The 20,064-nt window shown below is 72.6% G+C and carries 19 protein-coding genes; 8 read left to right on the top strand and 11 right to left on the bottom strand.

Translation table 11 applies throughout. From position 1 onward, the window contains the following. Window positions 1-960: a deoxyribose-phosphate aldolase gene (deoC, locus tag ACFCY7_RS10080; protein WP_367821628.1), complete on the bottom strand. Its 960-nt coding sequence runs from the start codon at window positions 958-960 to the stop codon at window positions 1-3. Between the two features lie 273 nt (window positions 961-1,233). Here deoC and ACFCY7_RS10075 point away from each other — a divergent pair, with 273 nt between their 5' ends. The 3 genes from ACFCY7_RS10075 to ACFCY7_RS10065 all read left to right on the top strand — a co-directional run bounded on the left by ACFCY7_RS10075 (window position 1,234) and on the right by ACFCY7_RS10065 (window position 4,472). Continuing rightward, window positions 1,234-2,886, top strand: a complete 1,653-nt coding sequence (locus ACFCY7_RS10075; RefSeq protein ID WP_376483062.1) for a hypothetical protein — start codon at window positions 1,234-1,236, stop codon at window positions 2,884-2,886. A 223-nt stretch (window positions 2,887-3,109) separates the two neighbouring features. Next, window positions 3,110-3,751 (top strand): class F sortase, encoded by a 642-nt coding sequence (locus ACFCY7_RS10070; RefSeq protein WP_376483061.1) that lies wholly within the window; start codon window positions 3,110-3,112, stop codon window positions 3,749-3,751. 34 nt (window positions 3,752-3,785) lie between these two features. After that, a complete protein-coding gene (locus ACFCY7_RS10065; RefSeq protein WP_376483059.1) occupies window positions 3,786-4,472 on the top strand; it encodes a PH domain-containing protein in 687 nt (228 codons plus the stop codon). Window positions 4,473-4,652: 180 nt separating this feature from the next. Here ACFCY7_RS10065 and ACFCY7_RS10060 read toward each other — a convergent pair whose 3' ends face one another. From ACFCY7_RS10060 to ACFCY7_RS10050, 3 genes are all read right to left on the bottom strand, one after another. Beyond that, the gene (locus ACFCY7_RS10060) at window positions 4,653-6,305 is read right to left on the bottom strand and encodes a phospho-sugar mutase (protein WP_376483058.1); all 1,653 of its coding nucleotides are present in this window, start codon (window positions 6,303-6,305) and stop codon (window positions 4,653-4,655) included. A gap of 297 nt (window positions 6,306-6,602) precedes the next feature. Further along, window positions 6,603-7,406 (bottom strand): purine-nucleoside phosphorylase, encoded by an 804-nt coding sequence (locus tag ACFCY7_RS10055; RefSeq protein ID WP_376483057.1) that lies wholly within the window; start codon window positions 7,404-7,406, stop codon window positions 6,603-6,605. Between the two features lie 168 nt (window positions 7,407-7,574). Further along, window positions 7,575-8,012, bottom strand: coding sequence for a gamma-glutamylcyclotransferase (locus tag ACFCY7_RS10050; RefSeq protein WP_017239758.1), 438 nt, complete (start codon window positions 8,010-8,012; stop codon window positions 7,575-7,577). A gap of 218 nt (window positions 8,013-8,230) precedes the next feature. Between ACFCY7_RS10050 and ACFCY7_RS10045 the strand changes: the two genes are divergently transcribed. Continuing rightward, window positions 8,231-9,670, top strand: a complete 1,440-nt coding sequence (locus tag ACFCY7_RS10045; RefSeq protein ID WP_358474766.1) for an NAD(P)H-quinone dehydrogenase — start codon at window positions 8,231-8,233, stop codon at window positions 9,668-9,670. A gap of 189 nt (window positions 9,671-9,859) precedes the next feature. Then, entirely contained in the window at window positions 9,860-10,816 is a 957-nt protein-coding gene (locus tag ACFCY7_RS10040; RefSeq protein WP_367821538.1) for a DeoR/GlpR family DNA-binding transcription regulator, read from the top strand. 47 nt (window positions 10,817-10,863) lie between these two features. Here the strand turns inward: ACFCY7_RS10040 and ACFCY7_RS10035 are convergent, their stop codons facing one another. Both ACFCY7_RS10035 and ACFCY7_RS10030 read right to left on the bottom strand, forming a co-directional pair. Then, entirely contained in the window at window positions 10,864-11,409 is a 546-nt protein-coding gene (locus ACFCY7_RS10035; RefSeq protein WP_376483054.1) for a TetR/AcrR family transcriptional regulator, read from the bottom strand. A gap of 107 nt (window positions 11,410-11,516) precedes the next feature. Beyond that, window positions 11,517-13,271 carry an acetyl/propionyl/methylcrotonyl-CoA carboxylase subunit alpha gene (locus tag ACFCY7_RS10030; RefSeq protein WP_376483052.1) on the bottom strand — a complete coding sequence of 585 codons (1,755 nt, stop codon included), beginning with the start codon at window positions 13,269-13,271 and terminating at the stop codon, window positions 11,517-11,519. A gap of 373 nt (window positions 13,272-13,644) precedes the next feature. On the opposite strand from ACFCY7_RS10030, the gene ACFCY7_RS10025 reads away from it, so the two are divergent. After that, entirely contained in the window at window positions 13,645-14,079 is a 435-nt protein-coding gene (locus tag ACFCY7_RS10025; protein ID WP_376483050.1) for a hypothetical protein, read from the top strand. Window positions 14,080-14,125: 46 nt separating this feature from the next. Here the strand turns inward: ACFCY7_RS10025 and ACFCY7_RS10020 are convergent, their stop codons facing one another. The 3 genes from ACFCY7_RS10020 to ACFCY7_RS10010 all read right to left on the bottom strand — a co-directional run bounded on the left by ACFCY7_RS10020 (window position 14,126) and on the right by ACFCY7_RS10010 (window position 15,625). Next, on the bottom strand, window positions 14,126-14,731 hold the full coding sequence (locus ACFCY7_RS10020) for a nucleoside triphosphate pyrophosphatase (protein WP_376483048.1): 606 nt from the start codon (window positions 14,729-14,731) through the stop codon (window positions 14,126-14,128). Window positions 14,732-14,790: 59 nt separating this feature from the next. Next, the gene (mmpB, locus tag ACFCY7_RS10015; RefSeq protein ID WP_376483046.1) at window positions 14,791-14,919 is read right to left on the bottom strand and encodes a morphogenic membrane protein MmpB; all 129 of its coding nucleotides are present in this window, start codon (window positions 14,917-14,919) and stop codon (window positions 14,791-14,793) included. Window positions 14,920-14,989: 70 nt separating this feature from the next. Further along, window positions 14,990-15,625 (bottom strand): TetR/AcrR family transcriptional regulator, encoded by a 636-nt coding sequence (locus ACFCY7_RS10010; protein ID WP_376483044.1) that lies wholly within the window; start codon window positions 15,623-15,625, stop codon window positions 14,990-14,992. Window positions 15,626-15,695: 70 nt separating this feature from the next. Here ACFCY7_RS10010 and ACFCY7_RS10005 point away from each other — a divergent pair, with 70 nt between their 5' ends. Continuing rightward, window positions 15,696-17,102: an MFS transporter gene (locus ACFCY7_RS10005; protein WP_376483042.1), complete on the top strand. Its 1,407-nt coding sequence runs from the start codon at window positions 15,696-15,698 to the stop codon at window positions 17,100-17,102. 108 nt (window positions 17,103-17,210) lie between these two features. On the opposite strand, the gene ACFCY7_RS10000 is transcribed toward ACFCY7_RS10005, so the two are convergent. Together ACFCY7_RS10000 and ACFCY7_RS09995 are read right to left on the bottom strand one after the other, a co-directional pair. Next, a complete protein-coding gene (locus ACFCY7_RS10000; RefSeq protein WP_367821525.1) occupies window positions 17,211-17,423 on the bottom strand; it encodes an acyl-CoA carboxylase epsilon subunit in 213 nt (70 codons plus the stop codon). 28 nt (window positions 17,424-17,451) lie between these two features. Then, on the bottom strand, window positions 17,452-19,044 hold the full coding sequence (locus ACFCY7_RS09995; RefSeq protein ID WP_376483040.1) for an acyl-CoA carboxylase subunit beta: 1,593 nt from the start codon (window positions 19,042-19,044) through the stop codon (window positions 17,452-17,454). A 134-nt stretch (window positions 19,045-19,178) separates the two neighbouring features. Between ACFCY7_RS09995 and ACFCY7_RS09990 the strand changes: the two genes are divergently transcribed. Beyond that, complete coding sequence (locus tag ACFCY7_RS09990; RefSeq protein WP_376483038.1) at window positions 19,179-20,030, top strand: biotin--[acetyl-CoA-carboxylase] ligase; 852 nt, start codon at window positions 19,179-19,181, stop codon at window positions 20,028-20,030. The last annotated feature ends 34 nt before the right edge of the window (window positions 20,031-20,064 follow it).

Below are 20,064 nucleotides of genomic sequence, written 5' to 3'. Positions count from 1 at the left end.
TCAGTCCACCGTCACGTAATCGGGGCCGGAGTAACGGCCGGTCGCCAGCTTCTGGCGCTGCATCAGCAGGTCGTTGAGCAGGCTGGAAGCGCCGAAGCGGAACCAGTGGTTGTCCAGCCAGTCCTCGCCCACGGTCTCGTTGACGAGCACCAGGAACTTGATCGCTTCCTTGGTGTTGCGGATGCCGCCGGCCGGCTTCACGCCGATCTGCACGCCGGTCTGGGCGCGGAAGTCGCGCACGGCCTCCAGCATGAGGAGGGTGTTGGCGGGGGTGGCGTTGACCGCGACCTTGCCGGTCGAGGTCTTGATGAAGTCCGCGCCGGCCATCATGCCGAGCCAGGAGGCGCGACGGATGTTGTCGTACGTGGACAGCTCGCCGGTCTCGAAGATCACCTTGAGGCGGGCGCGGTCGCCGCACTCCGCCTTGATCGCGGCGATCTGCTCGTAGACCTTCAGGTAGTGGCCGGCGAGGAAGGCGCCACGGTCGATGACCATGTCGATCTCGTCGGCGCCGGCGGCGATGGCGTCGGCCGTGTCCGCGAGCTTCACGGGAAGCGCGGCGCGCCCGGCCGGGAACGCGGTGGCGACCGAGGCGACCTTGACGCCGGTGCCCGCGACGGCGGCCTTGGCGGTGGCCACCATGTCGGGGTAGACGCAGACGGCGGCGGTCGTCGGGGTCGTACGGTCGGTCGGATCGGGGTTGACGGCCTTGGCGGCGAGCGCCCGGACCTTGCCCGGGGTGTCCGCGCCTTCGAGTGTCGTCAGGTCGATCATGGAAATGGCCAGGTCGATGGCGTACGCCTTGGCCGTGGTCTTGATCGAGCGGGTGCCGAGGGACGCGGCGCGCGCCTCCAGGCCGACGGCGTCGACGCCGGGCAGCCCGTGGAGGAAGCGGCGCAGCGCACTGTCGGACGCGGTCACGTCGGCGAATGCGGATGCTGCGGATGCAGTGGTGGGCATGGTCACCAGTCGAGCATATCTACGCGCGTAGCGACCTGTACAGGGGGACCGCTTCGAGGAGCGCGAGGTCACACGGGGTCCCACGGCGTGGTGGATCATGCCCCACGGCGCAGTGACTCCTGTCACACGGCCGTGACATGGAGCGGACGGCTCCCACATACAAGATCAATAGATTCTTATCAGCAGCCAGCCGGACCTCACCGGAAACAGTCGGACCGAGAAAAAGCGGCATGCGACTCACGCCAACCACCTACCTGAATCACAGGAGTCGTTATGCGCACCGCCCTTCGCACCGCCATCGCCACCGCCCTCGTCGCGGGCGTCGCGATCACCCCGGCCCTCACCGCGGGTGCCGCCTTCGCCGCCGACGGCCCGTCCGCCGCGAAGCCGGCCTCGGCCCCGACCGCTTCCGCCCCGGCTGCCTCCACCACCACGCCCGCCCGCACCGGCGCCGGCTGGATCGAGAACTGGAAGGCCAAGCCGGGCGAGACCTTCGTCCGCGACCAGGTCCTGGTCACCGGCTCCATCGCCAAGATCGTCAAGGTCGGCCCGCAGCACCACCGCGCCTACCTGTACAAGCAGGGCCAGATCGTCGGCACCATCGACGCCGACGGCATCGCCGCCGCCGGCCAGGACAACGGCGAGTTCTTCGTCCTCAACGCGGACGGCACCACCCACAACTGGGTCGGCAACAGCGTCATCGGCAAGCCCGGCCTCTACCGCCTCGCCGACGGCACCGTCCTGGAGCTCGCGAAGAAGGACGGCCGCTACGGCCTCCAGCTGGTCGAGAACGGCAAGGGCGGCGGCTTCAAGTACCTCACCGGCCACCGCTCCGTCCTCACCTTCGGCAAGGCCGTCGTCGTCCTGGAGCAGGGCGGCTCGTTCGCCGCCTACCTCCCCGGCTCGGCCAAGCAGGGAGCCCCGCAGCCCGTCGAGGCGGCCGGCTACGTCCGCACCGAGAAGCTCCCGAACGGCGCCCAGGCCAAGATCTTCAAGGTCGGAGACTCCCACCACCGCGCCGAGCTCTACAAGCAGGGCCAGCGCGTCGGCACGGTCGACGCCGACCACCGCTCGGAGGCCGGCAACGACAACGGCACCTTCTTCGTCCTCCACGCGGACGGCACCACCGAGAGCTGGTTCGGCAACTACCTCCCGGGCGCCAAGCCCGGCGTGTACAAGCTCGTCGACGGCACCACGCTGGAGATCACCAAGAAGAACGGCCGCTACGGCATCCAGCAGCTGCGCTGGGGCACCCACGGCACCGGCTTCACCTACCTGACCGGTCCCCGCGGCGTCTTCGGCTTCAACAACGCCACCGTCGTCCTGGAGTACGACGGCGGGTTCGCCGCCTACGTCCACGGCTCGGCCAAGCAGGCCGCCCCGAAGCCGGTCACCAAGGACGACGCCTGCACCGTCGTCACCACCGTCGGCGTCGGCGCGGGCACCGGAGCCGAGCTGACCATGAGCCCGAACGGCCCGACCGCCACCTTCCACGACGCCGGCGACGACAAGCAGGTCTTCGGCAAGCTCGACCGCAACCACCCCTCGCTGCCGAAGAACGCCGGCGTCATCGCCCGGATCGACAACCCGTTCAGCGCCACGCCGACGCTCTACACCAAGTTCGAGGGCGGCTCCGCCAAGGGCAGCACGCACGCCTTCCCGAAGATGCCCAAGGGCTGCAAGCTCAACCCGGTCAAGGGCGCCACCTCGAACGGCAGCACGGGCACCACCGGCAACACCGGCGTCACCGCCAACAATGCCGGCCAGACCACCGTCATCCCGAAGGGCGGCGTCGCCGCGGGTGCCGAGCTCGGCACCCAGGACGACTCCACCGCGCTCATCGCCGCCGGCGCGGGCGCGGCCTCCCTCGCCGCCGCGGGCCTCGGCTTCGTCGTCCTGCGCCGCCGCGCCGCCTCCCGCGCCTGACCCGCCGAGCCGCGATCCGGCGGGGCCCGACACCCCGCCGGACCACCCGGCCCGTCACGACCCCGGCAGCAGGCTCGACGGCCGCTTCCGGATCGCCCGGTCCCGCCCGTCGCGGGGCCACCGTCCACCGCTCCTCGACCCTGACCCGAGCAAGGAGCACCCACCCCCGACCGGTCGCCGCGCCCCACGCGGCGGCCGGTCGCACCGCGTCCGGAGCCGTCCTGTGAACCGCCGCCCCGCCCGTACCCGTACCGCCTCCGTCGTCCTCGTCGCCGCGCTCGCCGCCCTCGTCGGCTGCTCGTCCGGGGGCGGGGACGGCGCGACGCCGCCCGCGCACGTCGTCGAGGCGAGCGAGAGCGCGCCGCCCGCGAGCGCCGCGCCCGTCGGCCCGCTGGGCCGCTCGCTGCCCGTCCGGGTGCGGGTGCCCGCCGCCGGGGTCGACACCGGCAGCGGCGGGTCCGTCCTCGGCCTGGGGCTGAACGCGGACGGCTCCGTCGAGGTGCCGTCGGAGGCGGAGGCGGACCGCATCGGCTGGTACGAGAAGGGCGTGACGCCGGGAGAGACCGGCCCCGCCGTGCTCATCGGCCACTTCGACACGGCCCGCGGGCCCGCCGTCCTGAAGAACGTCTCGCGGGTCAGGGTCGGCGACGAGATCACCGTGACCCGCGCCGACGGGAAGACGGCGGTGTTCCGGGTCACGGAACTGGAGCAGGTCGACAAGGACGCCTTCCCGACCGCCAAGGTCTACGGGAACACCACGCGCCCCGAGCTGCGGATCGTCACCTGCGGTGGGGAGCTGGTCGACGGCCACCGCCCCGACAACATCATTCTGTACGCGGAGCTGGTGGCCACGCGGGCCGCCTGAGCCTCCACCGGCCCGCTGAGGCACAATCGGCGGCATGACGACCCCCGAGCCGACCCCCGAGCCGAGTCACGAGCCCAGCCGCGAGTCGACCCCCGGACAGCCGGCCGCCGGACAGCCGGCCGCCGACCGTGTCTTCCGTTCGCCCCTCGGGATCGCGAGCGGGGTGTTCCTGCTGCTCCTCGCGGGCCTGTTCGGCATCGACGCGGCGATCCGCGGCGACGGGAACACCCCGTGGGTCGCGCTCGCGGGCGTCCTCCTCGCCGCCCCGCTGATCGTCGCCTTCACGATCCGGCCCGCGGTGTACGCCAACGAGGACCGGCTCCGGATCCGCAACCCGTTCCGGTCGATCACCCTGCCCTGGGCCTCCGTCGCCGACGTCCGCGCCGGCTACTCCAGCGAGGTCTTCACCCAGGAGGGCGCCAAGTACCAGCTGTGGGCCATCCCCGTCTCGCTGCGCCAGCGGAAGCGGGCCGCCCGCCGCGCCGCCCGCGCCTCCCAGGACGATCCGCACGGCCGCACCTCCGTCTCCGCCGACGTGAACGACGCCGCCTCGCGGATCGCCCCCGGCGACAAGACCGTCTCCGAGCTGCGCGAACTCGCCGAGACCCGCGCCACCAGCCCGGGCGCGCAGGGCGAACCGCACGTGCGCTGGGCGTACGAGATCCTGGGCCCCGCCGTCGCCGGGCTGCTGCTCCTCGTGATCCTGCTCGCGATCGGCTGACCGGGAGGACGAGCCCCGGCGGACCTGCCGCGCGGACCCGCCGGACGGGCGACGCCGAGCGGACGCGCCGCACGGACGGCGCCGTAGGGACACACATGCCGGAGGGCCGGTACGGAATCGCTTCCGTACCGGCCCTCCGACGTGTCCGGCGTGTCCGGCGTGTCCGCCGTGCCGTCCGGCCTACAGCCCCGCGGCGGCGGACAGGTCCCGCTTGATCGCGGCGAGCACCCGGTCGCCCGTGGCGCGGGCCGTCGCCAGCTCGCTGCCGTCGCCGACGGGGACGACGACCTCCAGGTAGCACTTCAGCTTGGGCTCGGTGCCGCTCGGGCGGACGATGACCCGGGCCTTGTAGTCGCCCTCCAGGTGGTAGCGCAGGCCGTCCGTGGGCGGGAGCGACTCCGTGCCCTTCGTCAGGTCCTCGGCCGAGACGACCGTGAGGCCGGCCAGCGAGACCGGCGGCCGCTCGCGCAGCGCGGCCATGGCGTTCGCGATGACGCCCAGGTCCTCGACCCGCACCGACAGCTGGTCGGTGGCGTGCAGCCCGTGCGCCACGGCCAGGTCGTCGAGGAGGTCGGTGAGCGTCCGGCCCTGCTCCTTGAGCACCGAGGCCAGCTCGGTGACGAGCAGCGCGGCCGTGATGCCGTCCTTGTCGCGGACGCCCTCGGGGTCGACGCAGTAGCCGAGCGCCTCCTCGTAGCCGTACCGCAGTCCCTCGACGCGGGCGATCCACTTGAAGCCGGTCAGCGTCTCCTCGTAGCCGACGCCCGCGGCCTGCGCGATCCGGCCGAGCAGCGACGACGACACGATCGACTCGGCGAACACGCCGGTGGCGCCCTTGTGCACCAGGTGCGCGGCGAGCAGCGCGCCCACCTCGTCGCCGCGCAGCATCCGCCAGCCGCCCTCGACGGACGCGTCCGGCACGGCGACCGCGCAGCGGTCCGCGTCCGGGTCGTTGGCGATGACGATGTCGGGGTCCACGGCCCGGGCCGCCTCGAAGGCGAGGTCCATGGCACCCGGCTCCTCCGGGTTCGGGAAGGCGACCGTCGGGAACGCCGGGTCGGGATCGGCCTGCGCGGCGACGAGCGCGGGCGGCGGGAAGCCGGCGCGGGCGAAGGCGGCCGTCAGGACGTCCTTGCCGACGCCGTGCATGGCCGTGTAGACGGTCCGGGCGGTCCGGGGGGAGCCGGCGGTCAGCACGGCGTCCGTGCGCTCCAGGTAGGCGTCCAGGACCTCGTCGCCGAGGGTCTCCCAGCCGGACTCCGGACGGGGCACGTCCGCGAGCGAGCGCACCGCGGCGATCTCGGCGGCGATCTCCGCGTCGGCGGGCGGCACGATCTGCGAGCCGTCGCCCAGGTAGACCTTGTAGCCGTTGTCCCGCGGCGGGTTGTGGCTCGCCGTCACCTCCACGCCCGCGACGGCACCCAGGTGCCTTATGGCGTAGGCCAGGACGGGCGTCGGCAGCGGCCGCGGGAGGACCGCCGCGCGCAGCCCCGCGCCGGTCATCACGGCGGCGGTGTCACGGGCGAAGTCGGCCGACTTGTAGCGGGCGTCGTAGCCGATGACCACGAGGCCGCCCCGCTCGCCCTTCGCGTTCAGGTACGCGGCGAGGCCCGCCGCGGCGCGGATGACGACCGAGCGGTTCATCCGCATCGGCCCGGCGCCGAGCTCACCGCGGAGTCCGGCCGTGCCGAACTGCAGCGTGCCGCCGAAGCGGTCGGCGAGCTCGTCGGTGGCGTTGCGGGCGAGGAGCGCGGCGAGTTCCTCGCGGGTCTCCTGGTCGGGGTCCTCGGCGAGCCACGCCTGGGCCCGGGCGAGGAGGTCGTCCTGCGTCACGGTGTGCCTTTCGGGAGGTGCGGGCGGGTGGAGCGGTGGGCGGGTGCGGGCCGGTGGGGCGTGCGGGTGCGCGCCGCTGCGCGGAGCCTTCCCCCACCCCGCCCCTTCCCGAAACCGGGGGCGGGCCCCCGGCCCCCGTACGGCCTGCGGCCGCGGCCCCGAACGCCGGGCGGGCCGGATTTCCGGGCCCGTGCGGGGCGGCGGGGGACGGGACCCCGGCGGCCCGGAGGCCGCCGCGGCGCCCCGCAGCCCGTCCGGCCCCCAGGGGCCGGTCGGTGCGAGGGGCGCACGGGGAACTCAGATCCGGTCGAGGACCCGCGTCAGGAGTTCACCCATCCGCGCCGCGGAGTCGCGCCCCGCCTGGAGGACCTCCTCGTGGTTGAGGGGCTCGCCCGAGAGCCCCGCCGCGAGGTTGGTGACGAGGGAGATGCCGAGGACCTCGGCGCCGGCCTCGCGGGCGGCGATGGCCTCGAGGACGGTGGACATGCCGACGAGGTCGCCGCCCATGACGCGGACCATGTTGATCTCGGCCGGGGTCTCGTAGTGGGGGCCGGGGAACTGGACGTACACGCCCTCTTCCAGGGTCTCGTCGATCTCCTTGCACAGGGCGCGCAGGCGCGGCGAGTACAGGTCGGTGAGGTCGACGAAGTTGGCGCCCACGATGGGGGAGGCGGCCGTGAGGTTGAGGTGGTCGCTGATGAGGACCGGCTGGCCGGGGCGCATGCCCTCGCGGAGGCCGCCGCAGCCGTTGGTGAGGATGATGGTCTTGCAGCCGGCGGCGACGGCGGTGCGGACGCCGTGGGCGACGGAGGCGACGCCGCGGCCCTCGTAGAAGTGGGTGCGGCCGAGGAAGACCAGCGCGCGCTTGTCGCCGATCTTGTACGAGCGGATCTTGCCGCCGTGTCCCTCGACTGCGGGCGGCGGGAAGCCGGGGAGTTCGGTGACCGGGAACTCGGCCTCGGGGGCTCCGAGCGCGTCGACGGCGGGTGCCCAGCCGGAGCCCATGACCAGGGCGACGTCGTGGTTCTCGACTCCGGTCAGCTCGCGAAGACGTGCGGCAGCGGCCTCGGCGGCCTCGTACGGGGTGGCAGTTGCGTTCACTGACTCTCTCGCCTCGGGGAGGGGAGTCCGAGGGGGGCCCCGGACGGATTTGGTACGCGAAGAAGCGTAGCCGGAGAATGCCTACGCGCGTAGATGACGATGCTGACGGACATGCGATCGTTGTCTTGTCGTTTCCGACGAACGAGCGGTTCCGGTCTCCCGGACGGATCAACAGGGACGCTTGCGCAACTCCATCACGTAGTCGTGCGGCGCGCCCGCCGACTCGGCCGCGTCCGCGACCTCGCCCAGGTACCGGGCGGAGGGCAGCCCGCCCTCGTAGGCGTTGAGCACGTACACCCAGGCCGGCTCCTCGCCGTCGAGCGTGTGCACCCGCACCCGCATCCGCCGGTAGATGTCGAGGCCCACGCCCTCCCAGCGGTCCATGGAGTCCTCGTCCATCGGCGCGATGTCGTACAGCGCCACGAACACCTGGGAGCGCGGGGCCTCCACGATGGTGGCGAGCGCGCCCTCCCAGCCCATCTGCTCACCGCCGAAGGTCAGCCGCCAGCCGTTCAGCCAGCCGGTGCCGCGCAGCGGGGAGTGCGGTGCGCGGCGGCTCATCAGCCGCGCGTCGAGGTTGCCGGCGAAAGCGGCGTAGAGCGACATGGGACCGAGGGTACGGGAGGGGGTGGGGTGTCCGGCGAACTCCGAGGTGGCGGAGGCGCGGAGGGCGCGCGACACCCCCTACGGTGCCCCGACGTGAGGCAGCGCCGGGCGTGCGGGAGAATGGGGTACGCACTTGAAGCGTGCGGGACAATGGCGTACGCACTGCACCCCAGCGGGGGGACCCCCCGGCAGAACGAGAGCGCGAGGCGTAGATCCCAGTGACCCGGATCGTGATCATCGGCGGCGGACCCGGCGGATACGAGGCGGCCCTGGTGGGCGCCCAACTCGGCGCGGAGGTGACCGTCGTCGACTGCGACGGCCTCGGCGGCGCGTCCGTCCTGACCGACTGCGTCCCCTCCAAGACCCTGATCGCCACCGCCGAGGTGATGACCACCTTCGACTCCTCGTACGAGGAGCTGGGCATCATCGTCGCGGACGACACCCCGCACGTGGAGCAGGCCGCCCGCGTCGTGGGCGTGGACCTCGGCAAGGTCAACCGACGGGTGAAGCGCCTCGCGCTGGCCCAGTCGCACGACATCACCGCCTCCGTCACCCGGGCCGGCGCCCGGGTGCTGCGCGGGCGCGGCCGGCTCTCCGGCCGGCAGGCCGTGGACGGCTCCCGCCAGGTGATCGTCACCGCGGCCGACGGCACGGAGGAGACGCTGACCGCGGACGCCGTGCTGATCGCGACCGGTGCCCACCCGCGCGAGGTGCCCGACGCCAAGCCGGACGGCGAGCGCATCCTGAACTGGACGCAGGTCTACGACCTGAAGGAGCTCCCGGAGGAGCTCATCGTGGTCGGCTCCGGCGTCACCGGAGCCGAGTTCGCCGGCGCCTACCAGGCGCTCGGCTCCCGGGTCACCCTCGTCTCCTCCCGCGACCGGGTGCTGCCGGGCGAGGACCCGGACGCGGCGGCCGTCCTGGAGGACGTGTTCCGGCGCCGCGGCATGAACGTCATGGCCCGCTCCCGCGCCGAGTCCGCGAAGCGGGTCGGCGACCGGGTCGAGGTCACCCTGGCGGACGGCCGGGTCATCTCCGGCACGCACTGCCTGATGGCGGTCGGCGCGATCCCGAACTCGGCCGGAATGGGTCTGGAGGAGGCCGGGATCAAGCTGAAGGACTCCGGTCACATCTGGACCGACCGGGTCTCCCGCACCAGCGCCCCCGGCGTGTACGCGGCCGGCGACGTCACCGGCGTGTTCGCGCTGGCCTCGGTCGCCGCCATGCAGGGCCGCATCGCGATGTACCACTTCCTCGGCGACGCGGTGGCCCCGCTCAACCTGAAGACGGTCTCGTCGAACGTCTTCACCGACCCCGAGATCGCCACCGTCGGCTACACCCAGGCCGACGTGGACGCGGGCAAGATCGACGCCAAGGTCGTCAAGCTGCCGCTGCTGCGCAACCCGCGTGCCAAGATGCAGGGCATCCGGGACGGCTTCGTCAAGATCTTCTGCCGCCCGGGCACCGGCATCGTGGTCGGCGGCTGCGTCGTCGCCCCGAAGGCGAGCGAGCTGATCCACCCGATCTCGATCGCGGTCGACAACAATCTGACGGTCGAACAGATCGCAAATGCTTTCACCGTGTACCCCTCCCTGTCGGGCTCGATCGCGGAAGTGGCACGGCAGTTGCACACCCGAAAGTCGGCGGGCGAGGCGTAGCACGCCCGTCCGGCGCCGCTCCCGCCTGCGGGAACGGTTCGCCGACTCGGACAACCCCCGGCAAGGCGGGGCATAGATCAACCAACGGCGGGGTCTCCCATACCACTTGGAGGCCCCGCCTGTGCGCATCTTCTGCAAATCGGCGCATAGTGCTGAAAAGTATCGGCCGGTCACGTTACTGTCAGTTTCGTGTTCGCTGCAGAACGTCGCCAGTTGATCCTCGAAATGGTGCGAGCCAATGGGGCCGTGTCGCTCCGCGAGCTCGCCCGCGTCGTCCAGACCTCGGAAGTGACCGTACGGAGAGACGTACGGGCACTCGAGGCAGAAGGACTCCTCGACCGCCGCCACGGCGGTGCGGTGTTGCCGGGCGGATTCACGCGAGAATCCGGCTTCCCGCAGAAATCCCATCTCGCGACCGCGGAGAAGACGGCCATCGCCGACGTCGCCGCGAGCCTCGTCGAAGAAGGCGAGGCCATCGTCGTCGGCGCCGGGACGACCACGCAGGAGCTGGCCCGCCGGCTCGCCCGCGTGCCCGGTCTGACCGTGGTCACCAACTCCCTGCTCGTCGCCCAGGCCCTCGCCCACGCCAACCGGGTCGAGGTCGTCATGACCGGTGGCACCCTGCGCGGCTCCAACTACGCGCTGGTGGGCAGCGGGGCCGAGCAGTCCCTCCAGGGGCTGCGGGTCTCCCGGGCCTTCCTCTCCGGAAGCGGGCTCACCGCCGAGCGCGGCCTGTCCACGTCCAACATGCTCTCCGCGAGCGTGGACCGGGCGCTGGTGCAGGCGGCGGCGGAGGTCGTGGTCCTCGCCGACCACACCAAGCTCGGCTCCGACACCATGTTCCAGACGGTGCCGACGGACGTCATCACCCGCCTCGTCACCGACGAGCCCCCGGCCCATGACGACCGCGCCGCCACCGAGCTCCAGGCCCTCGCCGACCAAGGCGTGCAGATCGCCGTCGCCGGCACGGGCCAGAGCGCGGCCGGCGGTGACCAGCACCCCCCGGGCGCCCGGCCCCGACGTGACATGCCGCTCCCCGTCCAGCGGGGCCGGATGGCGGCCGGTCAGTACCGTGGTCCTGGTGGCGGCATGGCCGCGGAGACGATGGAGCGCACCGCGCGCGTCGCGGACATGCGCCGCCGCTGAGGCCCCGAGGGACCCTCCCCCAGGGGTCCCACGCCACCGAGGCGGACTCAGCCCTTGAGGCCCCGGAGCGTCAGTGCGAGCAGGCGGTCCGCGAGGAGGGTGTCCTCCGGGCACTGCTCTGACGCCAGCGCGATCGCGTTGGTCAGCTGCATCAGGTCGCCGATCGACACGTCGGCGCGCACCTGCCCCGCCTCCTGGGCGCGCCCGAGCAGCCCCTCGCCCGCCGCGCGCAGTGGATCGCTGCACCGGGCGAGCGCGGAACTCCGGTCGTACGAGGCGGACATCAGCGCGTGCGCGAGCCCCCGGTACTCGACCGCGTGGGTGATCAGCGCCCGCAGCCACTCGACGAGCGCCCGGCACGGCGCGTCCGCCTCCGCCAGTTCCCGCGAGCGGTCGAGCAGTTCCGCCAGGGCTTCCTGGAAGACCGAGTTGAGGAGTTCGGCCCGGGTGGGGAAGTGGCGGTAGAGGGTGCCGATCCCGACGCCCGCGCGCCGCGCGATCTCCTCCAGGGGCGCGTCGGTGCCCTGTTCGGCGAAGGCGGTCCGGGCTTCGGTGAGCAGCCGCTCGTGGTTGCGGCGCGCGTCGGCTCGCACGGTTGATGACCCTCTCCTGGTCCGGCCCGATGCACGGGTCGCAGCGTGCACGAAGGGCCCGCAGGCTGCTGCCTGCGGGCCCTCCGTACCGTACTGGGTGCGACGGGTCAGTCCTTGATGTCGCAGATGGAGGCGCCGGAGGTGACGGACGCGCCGACCTCGGCGTTCAGGCCCTTGACGGTGCCGGAGCGGTGCGCGTTCAGCGGCTGCTCCATCTTCATGGCCTCCAGGACGACGATGAGGTCGCCCTCCTTGACCTCCTGGCCCTCCTCGACCGCGACCTTGACGATCGTGCCCTGCATCGGGGAGGCGAGGGTGTCGCCGGAGGCGGTCGGGCCGGACTTCTTGGCCGCGCGCCGCTTCGGCTTGGCACCCGCCGCGAGGCCCGTGCGGGCCAGCGTCATGCCGAGCGAGGACGGCAGGGAGACCTCGAGGCGCTTGCCGCCGACCTCGACGACGATCGTCTCGCGGTTGCCCTCGTCCTCGTCCGCCTCGCCGGCGGCGGGGGCGAACGGCTTGATCTCGTTGACGAACTCGGTCTCGATCCACCGGGTGTGGACGCGGAACGGGTCCGCGGTGAACGCCGGGTCGACGACGACGGCCTGGTGGAACGGGATCGCCGTCGCCATGCCCTCGACCTTGAACTCCGCCAGGGCGCGGGCGGCGCGCTGGAGCGCCTGCTCGCGGGTCGCGCCGGTGACGATCAGCTTGGCGAGGAGCGAGTCCCACGCCGGGCCGATGACCGAGCCCGACTCGACACCGGCGTCCAGGCGGACACCGGGGCCCGTGGGGGCGTTGAAGACGGTGACGGTGCCGGGGGCGGGCAGGAAGCCGCGGCCCGGGTCCTCGCCGTTGATGCGGAACTCGAAGGAGTGACCGCGCACGGCGGGGTCGCCGTAACCGAGCTCCTCGCCGTCGGCGATGCGGAACATCTCGCGGACCAGGTCGATGCCGGTGACCTCTTCGGTGACCGGGTGCTCGACCTGGAGGCGGGTGTTGACCTCGAGGAAGGAGATCGTGCCGTCCGTGCCGACGAGGAACTCGACCGTGCCGGCGCCGACGTAGCCGGCCTCCTTCAGGATCGCCTTCGACGCCGCGTACAGCTGCGCGTTCTGCTCGGCCGTCAGGAACGGCGCGGGCGCCTCCTCGACCAGCTTCTGGTGGCGGCGCTGGAGCGAGCAGTCACGGGTGGAGACGACGACCACGTTGCCGTGGGAGTCGGCCAGGCACTGGGTCTCGACGTGCCGCGGCTTGTCGAGGTAGCGCTCGACGAAGCACTCGCCGCGGCCGAAGGCGGCGACGGCCTCGCGGACGGCGGAGTCGTAGAGCTCCGGGACCTCTTCGAGGGTGCGGGCGACCTTCAGGCCGCGACCGCCGCCACCGAAGGCGGCCTTGATCGCGATCGGCAGGCCGTGCTGCTCGGCGAACGCGACGACCTCGTCGGCGCCCGACACGGGGTCGGGGGTGCCGGCCACGAGCGGCGCGCCGGCGCGCTGCGCGATGTGACGCGCGGCCACCTTGTCGCCCAGGTCGCGGATGGCGTGCGGCGGCGGGCCGATCCAGATCAGACCGGCGTCCAGGACGGCCTGCGCGAACTCGGCGTTCTCGGAGAGGAAGCCGTAACCCGGGTGGACGGCGTCCGCCCCGGAGTCCTGCGCGGCCTGCAACACCTTGGCCATGTCCAGGTAACTGGTCGCCGGAGTGTCACCGCCCAGAGCGAACGCCTCGTCGGCCGCCCGGACGTGCAGAGCGTCCCGGTCCGGCTCGGCGTACACGGCCACGCTGCCGATACCCGCGTCCCGGCACGCCCGGGCCACACGGACAGCGATTTCGCCACGGTTGGCGATGAGCACCTTGCGCACGATGGCTCCCTCCTTGAAACAAGCTGAGTTTAGGGACTGCCGACACGGCCTTTCGACCCGTCCCCAGTGGTGAGCTTGCCCACACGGAGCGTGACCCCGGGCCTGCTCGGGTCGTGATTTCCCTTGTCGCACCACGGTACGCAGGGTTCCTTTACGGCACAGTAGATCCGAGGTGTGGCGCAGGTCTCTGTTCAACCGACCAGTCGCCATTCGGGTTTCTTTGTGGAGTCCCTACGAATGGCTCAACGATTCTTTGCGGGTGCGTCCACCGCCACCCGTCGTGCGCGAACTCTTGTCCAGGGGTTTACCGGCCAGTAGCCTTCGCGCTGTCGATCGTACTGTCGGTAACAGGCGAATCCAGGGGGTGGCCGAGGTGGCCCGCAGACCGATAGCCCTCGTGACGGCGGCGGTGCTCCTCCTCGAAGCACCCGGCATCGTCGCGATCAACGCCGTGATGGCACGGTTCGTCGAGGTGCAGGCGATGTCGCTCGACGGCATGGACCCCGACGCGATGGTCGCCGGCACCTGGGCGCTCGGCATCGGCTCCGGCGCCGCCCTCGTCCTCTGCGGCCTCGTCGCCCTCGTCGCGGGCGTCCGCGACCGCGCGCCGGGCCGCTTCGGCCGCGCGCTCCTCATCGGCTGCGCGGTCGTGCACGGCCTCCTCGGCGCGGTCGCGGTCGGCCTCCTCGGCTGGAAGGCCTTCGCCTTCCTGATGCTCGTCCTCGGCCTGCTCGTCCTCACCCTGGTGGCGTACGGCAAGGAGGCCCCGGCCGAGGAGACCCCGGCCCAGGAGCCGGCCGCCGCCTGAGCGCCGGCCGCCCCGGTCCCGCTCGCCCGGGTCCCCGTACGGCGGTTCAGGCCCAGAGGTCGGTGATCTCGACGTCCAGCTTCTTGAGCAGCCTGCGCAGCAGCGGCAGCGACAGGCCGATCACGTTGCCCGGGTCGCCGTCGATGCCGTCGATGAACGGCGCCGAGCGGCCGTCCAGGGTGAACGCGCCCGCCACGTGCAGCGGTTCGCCGCTCGCCACGTACGCCGCGATCTCCGCGTCCGTCGGTTCGCCGAAGCGCACGACGGTGGAGGCGGTCGCCGACTCGTACCGCTTGGCGGCCGTGTCGTACACGCAGTGACCGGTCTGGAGGATGCCGACGCGGCCGCGCATCGCCTTCCAGCGGGCGGTGGCCTCCTCGGCGTCGGCCGGCTTGCCGAGGGCCTGCTTGTCGAGTTCGAGGACCGAGTCGCAGCCGATGACGAGCGCGCCGAACACCTCGGGCCTGGCGGCCACATGGGCGGCCTTCGCCTCGGCGAGCGCGAGCGCGAGCTCGGCCGGGGTCGGGGCGTGGACCTTGTCCTCGTCGACGCCGCTCACGATCACCTCGGGGGCGAGCCCGGCCTGGCGGAGCAGGCCGAGGCGGGCGGGGGAGGCGGAGGCGAGGACGACACGGCGCGGGTCAGCAGTCATGGGGGCAGCGTAGTCAGTGCCGCGCGTTCGTTCCCGCCGAACCGGCGCCGCTCACCGGCTCATCGCGCGCTGACGACGGCCATCGCCACCACCATCGCCAGTGCCAGGATCACACCGGTGCGGCGGAGCATCGCCTGCATGTCGCGCAGGAACTTCGGCGGCTGGTTCTTCGGGTCGGACCACAGCATGCCCCGATCCTCCGGCCGGGGCTCGCGGGGCGCCTGAGTACGGATACTCAGGCGCCCCCCTGCCGAAGGACTATTCGCGGACGAAGACGCCGGCGCGGGCGGCCGCGAGCGCCGCCGTCGCGGCCCGTTCGGCCACGCCCGCGGTGAGTTCCTCGTGGGTGACCGCGAAGCGGTAGTAGAGCGGCGCGGAGACGGCCCGGAGCAGTTCGACGGGGTCGGTCCCGGCCGGGATCTCGCCGCGGGCCGCTCCCTTGGCGACGGCCGGGGTCCATTCGGCGAGCCGGGTCCGGTAGAAGCCGGCGAGGGCGCGGGCGCACTCCTCGTCGCAGGCCGCCGCGGCGATGACGGCGCTGAAGACGGCGCCCATCCGGGGGTCGGTGAGGGTGGCGCGGACGAGTTCGGCGTTGGCCCGGAGGTCGCCGGCGAGGGTGCCGGTGTCGGCGGCGGGCAGGGACTGCTCCGCCATGTCGTGCAGGAGGTCGCCGACCAGGCCGGTGGGGGAGGTCCAGCGGCGGTAGACGGTGGTCTTGCCGACGCCTGCGCTCGCGGCGATCCGGTCCATGTTCAGGGCGTGGAATCCGGTGTCGGCGAGGGCGTCCAGGGTGGCGTCGAGGACTGCCCTCCGGACCTTGGCGGTGCGGCCGCCGGGGCGCAGGGTGCCGGGCGTGGCCGGTCGGCTCTCGTTCAAATGGGGCTCCAGTTCCATTAACGCCATCGACTCTGCTACGGTACGGGACATCTTAACGGAACCAGCCTCCCATTAAGGGGTCGTACGCATGGTTGCCCTGGATCTCCCCGCGCCCACCGAACCCGCCACGGGACCCGCCGCCGACCGCATGACCGGCCGGATGCGGCTCGTCCTGGTCGTCCTCCTCCTCGCCCAGTTCATGCTGGCCGTCGACTTCTCGATCCTGAACGTCGCCCTGCCCGTCATCGGCCAGGGACTCGGCTTCACCCTCGGCGGCCTCCAGTGGATCGCCACCGCCTTCGCCCTCGCCGCCGCCGGCTTCACCCTCCTCTTCGGGCGCGTCGCCGACCTCGTCGGCCGCCGCCGCCTCTTCCTCGGCGGCATGGCCCTCCTCGGCCTCTCCTCGCTCGCCGGCGGCCTCGCCACCGGCCCAGGGACGCTGATGGCCGCCCGCGTCGCCCAGGGCCTCGCCACCGCCGCCGTGACCCCCGCCGGGCTCGCCCTGCTCACCGCGTCCTTCCCCGAGGGCCCGCTGCGCGCCAGGGCGCTCGGCCTCAACGGCGCCCTGATGTCCGCGGGCTTCACCACCGGCGCGATCCTCGGCGGCGTCCTCACCGACCTGCTCTCCTGGCGCTGGGCCTTCCTCGTCAACGTGCCGGTCGCCCTCGCCGTCCTCCTCGTCGCCCCCGCCGTCCTCGCGGAGAGCCGCCCGGCCGTCCGCCCCCGCCTCGACGTGCCCGGCGCGATCACCGTCACCGGCGGGCTCCTCGCCCTCGTCTACGGCCTGACCGTCGCCGGCGAGCACGGCTGGGCCGACCCCGTCGCGCTCCTCGCCCTGGCCGCCGGAGCCGTCCTCCTCGCCGCCTTCGGCCTCGCCGAGCGCCGGGCCGCCTCGCCCCTCGTCCCGCTCCACGTCCTGAAGCGCCGCACGGTCGTCTGGGGCAACCTCGCCGGGCTCGTCGCCTTCGTCACCGAGACCTCCCTGGTCTTCCTGATGACGCTCTACCTCCAGGACGTCCTGGGCTTCTCGCCACTGGCCGCCGGGCTCTCCTTCGGCGTCCTCGGCGCCGGCACGATCCTCGGCGGGGTGACCGCCTCCCGGTTCATCGGCCGCTTCGGCGCCCGCGGCGCCCTCGTCTCCGGCGGACTCCTCCAGGCCGCCGCGACCCTCTCCCTGTACGGGCTCGGCGACGACCGGGGCGGCCTCTGGCTGCTGCTCGCCGCGACCTTCGCCGGCGGTGTCGGCAACATGCTCGCGATCGTCGGCTTCATGGTCACCGCCACCTCCGGCATCCCCGACGGCGAGCAGGGGGCGGCGACCGGGCTCGCGACGATGACCCAGCAGATCGGCATCACCATGGGCACGCCGATCATGAGCGCCGTCGTCGTCACCGCCCCCGTCCTCCTCGACGGCATCGGCCTCGCGGTCCTCGTCAACGCCGCGGTCGTCGCCGCCGGAGCCGTCCTGACCGGCCTCTTCCTCCGCCGTACGTGACGCCGGACGGCCGGACGCGAGAGGCCGGACGGCCGGACGCGAGGGGCCGGACGCGCGCGAGAGGCCGGACCCCCCGCACACGGGGTCCGGCCTCTCGTCATGTGTCGGCTAGACGGGCCAGTACGACCTGGCCCAGGCCCGCGGGCCCGGCCGGTGCCGTACCGTCCGCGCGATGCGGGAGGGATCCGACCAGCCCTCCGGCACGGCCGGACCGGCGCCCTCGGCGGACGCCGCCGCCGTGGCCGCGGCCCGGGCTTGAACGACCGCCAGTGCGGCGGCCAGCTCCTCGGGCGTCGGGTTTCCTCGTACGACCTTGATCACAACGGCTCCTTCAGCGCTCGTACGGGGCCTACAGCGGGATGTTGCCGTGCTTCTTCGGAGGAAGGGATTCCCGCTTCGTCCGCAGCTGACGCAGCCCCTTCACGATCTGCGGGCGCGTGTCGGACGGCAGGATCACCCCGTCGACGTAACCGCGCTCGGCGGCGATGTACGGGTTCAGCAGGGCGTCCTCGTACTCCTGCATCAGCCGCGCCCGCTCCGACTCCTGGTCCTCCGACTCGGCGATGGTGCGGCGGTGCAGGATGTTGACGGCGCCCTGCGCGCCCATGACCGCGATCTGCGCCGTCGGCCACGCCAGGTTCAGGTCCGCGCCCAGGTGCTTGGAGCCCATGACGTCGTACGCGCCGCCGAAGGCCTTCCGGGTGATGACGGTGATCAGCGGGACGGTCGCCTCGGCGTACGCGTAGATCAGCTTCGCGCCGCGCCGGATGATGCCGCCGTACTCCTGGTCCACGCCCGGCAGGAAGCCGGGGACGTCCACGAAGGTCAGGACCGGGATGTTGAACGCGTCGCAGGTGCGCACGAACCGCGCGGCCTTCTCGGACGCGTTGATGTCGAGGCAGCCCGCGAACTGCATCGGCTGGTTGGCGACCACGCCGACCGGGAAGCCCTCGACGCGGCCGAAGCCCGTCACGATGTTCGGCGCGAACAGCGCCTGCGTCTCCAGGAACTCGCCGTCGTCCAGGACGTGCTCGATGACCTTGTGCATGTCGTACGGCTGGTTCGCCGAGTCCGGGATCAGCGTGTCGAGCTCGCGGTCCTCGTCCGTCACCACGGTCTCCGCGACCTCGGGGAAGGCCGGCGGCTCGGAGAGGTTGTTCGACGGAAGGTACGACAGGAGCGACTTCACGTACTCGATCGCGTCCTTCTCGTCCCCCGACATGTGATGCGCCACGCCCGAGGTCGAGTTGTGCGTCCGGGCGCCGCCCAGCTCCTCGAAGCCCACGTCCTCGCCGGTCACCGTCTTGATGACGTCGGGCCCCGTGATGAACATGTGGGAGGTCTGATCCACCATCACGGTGAAGTCGGTGATCGCGGGGGAGTACACCGCGCCGCCCGCGCACGGGCCGACGATCAGCGAGATCTGCGGGATCACGCCGGACGCGTGGGTGTTGCGGCGGAAGATCTCGCCGTACATGCCGAGCGCGCTCACGCCCTCCTGGATGCGGGCGCCGCCGGAGTCGTTGATGCCGACGACCGGGCAGCCGGTCTTCAGCGCGAAGTCCATCACCTTGATGATCTTCTGGCCGTACGTCTCGCCGAGCGCGCCGCCGAAGACGGTGAAGTCCTGCGAGAAGACGGCGACCGGGCGCCCGTCGACCGTGCCGTAGCCGGTGACGACACCGTCGCCGTACGGGCGGTTCTTCTCCAGGCCGAAGTTGGTCGACCGGTGCCGGGCCAGCTCGTCGAGCTCGACGAACGACCCTTCGTCGAGCAGCAGGGCGATCCGCTCGCGCGCGGTCAGCTTGCCCTTCGCGTGCTGCTTCTCCACCGCGCGCTCCGAGCCGGCGTGAGTGGCCTCGTCGATACGGCGCTTGAGGTCCGCGATCTTGCCTGCGGTCGTGTGAATGTCGATCTCGTACTGCTCTGCCGGCTCGGACATCGGGATGCGGCTCCCTGCCTGGTCACGGGGGGTTCGTTGACTACGAATGGGCTACTGCTGGCCTACTGACCCGTAGCGTATCGACGCCGATACGGTTCGGCACTGCGGTCTTTGCCACACCTACTCTGGCTTGCATGACGTCCTCCCAAGGCTCCGGCGGACCCTGGTCCGACCTCGACCGGCCCCCGCTGAACGCCCCCGCACTGCGCCGAGCGCTCGTGACGCCCGACGGCCCGTGGACCTCGCTCGACGTGGTCACCACCACCGGCTCCACCAACAGCGACCTCGCCGCACGCGCCGACGAGCTGCCCGAAGGGGCGGTCCTCGTCGCCGAGGAGCAGACCTCGGGCCGCGGCCGCCTCGACCGCAGCTGGACGGCGCCCGCCCGCTCCGGACTCTTCCTCTCCGTCCTCCTCAAGCCCGAGGTGCCGGTCCACCGCTGGGGCTGGCTCCCGCTGCTCACCGGCGTGGCCGCCGCGACCGGCCTCGCGAAGGCCGCCGGCGTCGACATGTCCCTCAAGTGGCCCAACGACCTGCTGGTTTCCGTCGCGGGCGAGGAACGCAAGACCGGCGGCATCCTCGCCGAGCGGGCCGGCGAGGACGGCATCGTCGTCGGCCTCGGCATCAACGTCACCCTCCGAGCGGACGAACTCCCCGTCCCCGCCGCGGGCTCCCTCCTCCTCGCCGAGGCCGCCACCACGGACCGCGACACCCTCCTGAGGGCCGTCCTGCGCTCCCTCGGCCAGTGGTACGGCGACTGGGTGCGGGCCGACGGCGACCCCGCCGCGTCCGGCCTCCAGGCCGCCTACGCCGCCGGCTGCGCCACCCTCGGCCGCCGCGTCCGCGCCGACCTCCCCGGCGAACGCATGCTGGAGGGCGAGGCCGTCGCCGTCGACGGCGACGGGCGGCTCGTCGTCGCCACCGAGGGCGGCGGCACCGAGGCGGTGGGCGCCGGCGACATCGTCCACCTCCGCACGCCGGCCTGACCACAGGCCCCAGGGCCTGTCGGGCGGAGTCGGG

It is taken from the genome of Streptomyces sp. NPDC056361, from assembly GCF_042262805.1.
In the GTDB taxonomy this organism is placed as follows: domain Bacteria; phylum Actinomycetota; class Actinomycetes; order Streptomycetales; family Streptomycetaceae; genus Streptomyces.
This window is presented reverse-complemented; position numbering and strand designations above follow the sequence as displayed.